4 protein-coding genes and 1 pseudogene are annotated in these 5,222 nt (G+C 30.5%); 3 read left to right on the top strand and 2 right to left on the bottom strand.

Going from position 1 to position 5,222, the window contains the following annotated elements; translation table 11 throughout:
• Both EZH24_RS14045 and glyS read left to right on the top strand, forming a co-directional pair.
• Window positions 1–812 (top strand): hypothetical protein (locus tag EZH24_RS14045; protein WP_161976110.1); only part of this gene is annotated, 812 nt, incomplete at its 5' end.
• A gap of 438 nt (window positions 813–1,250) precedes the next feature.
• On the top strand, window positions 1,251–3,344 hold the full coding sequence (gene glyS, locus EZH24_RS06885) for a glycine--tRNA ligase subunit beta (protein ID WP_137998391.1): 2,094 nt from the start codon (window positions 1,251–1,253) through the stop codon (window positions 3,342–3,344).
• A 300-nt stretch (window positions 3,345–3,644) separates the two neighbouring features.
• Here the strand turns inward: glyS and EZH24_RS15075 are convergent, their stop codons facing one another.
• Window positions 3,645–4,055 (bottom strand): metallophosphoesterase, encoded by a 411-nt coding sequence (locus tag EZH24_RS15075; protein ID WP_236847101.1) that lies wholly within the window; start codon window positions 4,053–4,055, stop codon window positions 3,645–3,647.
• A 175-nt stretch (window positions 4,056–4,230) separates the two neighbouring features.
• Between EZH24_RS15075 and EZH24_RS06875 the strand changes: the two genes are divergently transcribed.
• Window positions 4,231–4,926, top strand: coding sequence for a hypothetical protein (locus EZH24_RS06875; RefSeq protein ID WP_137998390.1), 696 nt, complete (start codon window positions 4,231–4,233; stop codon window positions 4,924–4,926).
• A 51-nt stretch (window positions 4,927–4,977) separates the two neighbouring features.
• Here EZH24_RS06875 and EZH24_RS14040 read toward each other — a convergent pair.
• Window positions 4,978–5,222, bottom strand: a pseudogene (locus EZH24_RS14040) (Rpn family recombination-promoting nuclease/putative transposase); the annotation flags it as partial.

The following is a 5,222-nucleotide window of genomic DNA, read 5'->3' as shown; positions in this document are numbered from 1 at the left end:
GCTGTCAGTGTAAGAACAATGTCAGCGACCCGAACAATATTCCGCCTGATAACGGAATGCCTGATGGTGGTAGTGGCGATGGTCAAACGGATACGGGCGATAGCGGAAGCACCGACCCCGACAAAGATTTAGTGGACGGAGCTTTATCGACAACTTCGACAAAATTAATAATTGTGGCAGGCGCGGGAGATACAGTAAAAACTACCTCAACGATTAAATTCAAAAACGCTACGGGAACATTGACGGCTATTGCGGATGTAGACGCTTCGGCAAATACAACTTTAGCGGTTGACGATTTCGACTACACGGGAACGACTTTGACTTTTAAGAAAGACACAGCGGACGCAAGTAAATACGATGCAACGACATTAGCTAAAGTAAGTTGGAGCGGAATTGAAACCAAAAAAGTGAAAGCGACTTTTTCATTAACTCCAACATCTGAAAATCTAAGTTTGACGACTACAACGCAAGAAGTGGAAATTGAAATCGGAAAAGTTTTAATACTATCCACAAAAGAGATTTTTAATAGTAGTAATCTTGGCGCTCAAATGCAATACGATGAGAATTATCATACGTTTAATTTTAAATTAGGGAGTATGAGTGCCGATGGTTTAACATATTCTATACCAGATAGTAATCCTAACGGTGAAAGTAGTGGTGGCGATATAAGTATTAGTGGTTTTAAAAATGCAATTTCAACTAAATTTGCGGGTAATTCAGAATATTTTAAAAATTATTTTGATGGTATAAATTGGGTTTCTCATCAAACTGAAACCTATACTCCTAGGGTAGTGGTAAAACTGAAAAAGTAAACGGAAAGCTTATCCTTAAATTTAGGTTCATTTTGAAACAAATAAGTTTGCTTGAATTTGATGACATAGAATACACAATAGAGGGGCTAATGGAAGGTAAAGGAGATTGGGTAGATTAAATTTAATTAAGTATTAAAAAAATAAAATTATAAACTGAAGATAATATGATTTAAGTTAATAAGATTTTTAATAGTTAAACCGAATTTATTCCGATAGGAGTGGTTCGGTTTACTTTTATATAATATAATTTTAAGAAATTTATACGAAAGCGTGAAATTTTATTTTTCTTTTAATGTATATTATGATATTATTATATTTGCATAGTTTATTTTATATATTTGAAAATCATATATATTGAATTTTTTAAATTATAATAATACAATATCTATTAATTATTTTAACGATATTTATAATAAAAACAAGATAAAAGGAATAAAAATGAAAGATTTATTAATTGAGATTTTAGTCGAGGAAATACCAGCGGACTTCGCTTATCCTGCAAGTTTGAGTTTTAAGAAAATTATCGAAGACATATTGAAAAATAACGGGCTTAATTTTAAATCGATAATTTCTTTTACCACTCCAAGAAGATTGTCAATTTTAGTCGAAGAAGCGGACGAGAAATCGAAAGACGACATTATAGAATCGAAAGGTCCTTTATTTGAAAGCGCAATTAAAGACGGAGCATTAACAAAAGCTGGAGAAGGATTTTTGAAAGCGAATAATATTGAAATTAAAAATATAAACGATATAACGGAAAAAGAATCTTTCGACAAACCTTATTTGAAAGAATTAAACGGCAAAAAATATATTTATGTAAAAAAAGAAAAAAAAGGAATAGAAACAAAAAAATTATTTGAAGAAAATTTGGAAAATATAATCGCAAGTATAGATTTCAAAAAGAAAATGAGATGGGGAGATAAAGATTTTGCTTTCGTTCGTCCTATAAGAAATGTAGTCGCTTTATTTGGAAACGAAATCATAAAAACTTCGGTTGCGGGAATTGAAACTAATAATAAAATCACGGGACATAGATTATTGTCGCCCGAATTTGCGGAAATAAATAATCCAAAAGATTACGAAGAAATTTTACTTAAAAAACATGTAATAGTTTCGAGAGAAAAAAGACTTGAAAATATAATTAATCAACTTGAAAAAATAGAAAAAGAAAATAATTTTGAAGCGGTTTCAAAAAAGAAAGTTTCGGAGATTGTTGTCGATTTGGTTGAAGAGCCTTATTTATTAACGGCAGAATTCGATTCTAAATTTTTGGAAGTTCCTAAAGAAGTTTTAACTAGCGAAATGATAGAGCATCAAAAATATTTTCCATTAATGAAAAAAAATGGAGATTTGACTAATATATTCGTCATAACGGCAAATCAACCGAAAACCCCACAAATAATTGCGGGAAATATTAGAGTTTTGACGGCGCGACTTTCGGATGGAAGATTTTTGTATCAAGAAGATATTAAAAAAGGTATGGACGAAATGAACGGCAGACTTTCTATGCTTATGTTTAGAAAAGAACTCGGAAGCGTTGAGGATAAAGTGAAAAGGCTTGAAAGAAACGCCATAAGTTTGATAGTAGATTTAAATTATAACGAAGATAAAGACAATATTTTGAAAGCTATAAAATATATGAAAGCCGATTTGGTAAGCAATATGGTTTATCAATTTCCAGAACTTCAAGGAATAATGGGTTCTTATTTTGCAAAAGAAATGGGACTTGACGAAAATATATCTATTGCAATTAAAGAACAATATAAACCTTTATTTGCAACGGACGATATTCCTTCAAACGATACTGGGCGCGCGATTGCGATTTTGGATAAAATGGACAATATAGTCGCTGGTTTTTATGTGGGCGATATTCCGACAGGCTCTCAGGACCCTAACGCTTTGAGAAGGCAGGCTCTCGGAATAATAAATATTTTAGTGAAATCCAAAAAACATATAAGTTTGAAAAAGTTGATTGGAGAGGCGATTAACTCGATGCCGAAAGAATCGAAGAATAATAAAAGCGAAAATTTGGTTAATGATATATTCGAATTTTTTAAATCGCGCTTTGAAAACGATTTGCATTTTTCTAAAGATTCGATTTCTGGAGTTCTATCTACGGAAATTGACGATATTTATGACGCTTATTTGAAAATTGCAGCGATTGACGAGTTTAGAAAGAAAAACGAAGAATTATTTGCAAATCTTTTGCTCGTATTTAAGAGAGTGAAAAATATAATAAAATCCTCTCATACTTTGATTTTTGAAGAATCGATTTTGGAAGAGAAAGCGGAAAGGGAATTATATAAAATCTATAAAGAAAAAGAAATTCAAATAAAAAAGCTTATAGAAAATAAAGAATACGAAAAAACTTTTTCCACGCTTTCGAGTTTATACGAGCCATTGGATAATTTCTTTAAAGAGATTATGGTTATGGCGGACGATGAAAAACTTAAAAATAATAGAATCGCTTTGCTTTCTTTAGTCGATAAAATATTTAAGAATATGCTCGATTTTTCAAGTTTGATTAAATAATTTTATATACTTTTTTATATATTCATCGTAAGCAAAACATCCCGATTAGTGTCAAAATGGTCGGATAAAAAATATTATAATTTCCTTTCTTTATTACCGAGCGAGGTTTAACTCTATTATGCCCGACTACTTGATTATAACCAACCCATGCGTCTTCGAGCAAATCTTCCGTATCAGCCCATAGAGGTCCCGCAAATTTATTTAAGCCTCCTCTTCTAAAAGAAACGATATTGCAATCTTCTTTATCCGCCGCGTAAACTTTATTAATTTCTTTTTCGATATTATTTATCGAAATTTTTTCTATATTGTATTTTTTTTCTTTATATAATCAATCCATCCGTTAGTTATTCCAGCATGAGTAAAAATATAATCGTTCGCTACAAATATCATTTTGAATAATTTTTCGTTTTCGTTAAATATTTGATGCATTTCTTTCGCGTAAGTTTCTCGGTATCTGCTTGCCGTTGGGTAGCCGACTATATATTGAAAGTCATGGTTTCCAATTAGTAGCTCGACTTTGTTTTGATATTTTTTCTTAAATTCAATTACTTCTTTTAAGTTGTCTACGATTTCTTTGTCGGTAAATGTAATCCAACTGTCATCGCTATAATCTCCCATGAAGACAATTTTGTCGAACGAGTCGATTTTATCTTTAAGCAATCTTTTATAACAGTTTTTGCCATGCAAGTCTCCAATAATCGCAATTTTCATTTTTTAATCCTATTAAAACTATAAAATTGATTATAATTAATATACTAAAAAATAATAATTTGTCAAAATAATTTTAAAACTTAATTTTATCAATCGAATTTATATTTTATAAATCTTGTCAAATTTGGCAATTATTATAAAATACAAATCAATATTTTTATTTGGAAAATTTTTTATGGAAAATACTAATAATACAAAACAACCTAAACTAACATTAAAAGAAAGATATAACGATGAATTTTTAGAAAAAGCGGAATGCAGAAGAAAAGCGTTGCAATATAAGAGAATGCATGTCGGACAAATAAATACCGACAGAATGGCTCATATGATAAAACTTCTTTATCAAGTTCATCAAAATTATTATTTGGGTTATTTTGAAGCGAGTTGCACTCTTGCTGGCAGTATGTTTGAGCAATCTCTTATGATTCTTTTGGAAGAGAAAATAAACGAAGACGGTTTTATATCGGTAAAGAAATCTAAAAACGGAAAACCTTCTTACGAAAAAATTACTAATGTCGAGGATTTGGCTCAATGCAATATAGGAATTTTAATTTCAATAGTTGGCTATTATAAAATGCTTCCTCACAACGAATATAATTTGGCGAAAACTCTTCAAAATATTAGAAATTGTATTGTCCATGATATGCTTCCGAAATTTTCTTTAATTGACGGATATTATCAAGCGGAAATGAAAATTAATTTAAGTTCCAATATAACTAAAGTCGTAAAAATCTCCGAAGAGGAAATTAAAAATCGCACGACTGGGCAAAGTTCGATAGAATTATGGTCTTATTTTCTACTCACTCGCACGCGAAGTTTGATAGAATTTTTATTTATAAACAGAGTAAAGAAATTCCCGCCAGATTTTTAATTGATTTTATTTATAATAATTATACATAAATAAAAGTTTTTATATGCTTTTTTATAGTTTGCGAATTTCTTCAATGCTTAATCCCGTAGCTTTACTTATAGAGGCATCATCCATATTCATTTGTTTTAGAGTTTTTGCGATTGAATATTTTTCATCTTTTATGCCTTCAAGTTTCCCTTTTTCAATTCCTTCTTTTATGCCTTCTTGTCGTTCTCTCGAAAGCATCATTTTTTGTCCTACCAAAAATGCGTCTCGGGCTGCATAAGCTCGCATCAATTTATCGTCCGAAGTAAATC

The sequence above is a fragment of the Brachyspira catarrhinii genome (genome assembly GCF_005518285.1).
GTDB classification, from domain to species: domain Bacteria; phylum Spirochaetota; class Brachyspiria; order Brachyspirales; family Brachyspiraceae; genus Brachyspira; species Brachyspira catarrhinii.
The sequence above is the reverse complement of the archived record's forward strand: the minus strand, read 5'-3'. Positions and strand labels throughout refer to the sequence as shown.

Coding starts and splice junctions, on each gene's coding strand:
- glyS (WP_137998391.1), top strand. CDS start 1,251: ATGAAAGATTTATTAATTGAGATTTTAGTCGAGGAAATACCAGCGGAC.
- EZH24_RS15075 (WP_236847101.1), bottom strand. CDS start 4,055: ATGAAAATTGCGATTATTGGAGACTTGCATGGCAAAAACTGTTATAAA.
- EZH24_RS06875 (WP_137998390.1), top strand. CDS start 4,231: ATGGAAAATACTAATAATACAAAACAACCTAAACTAACATTAAAAGAA.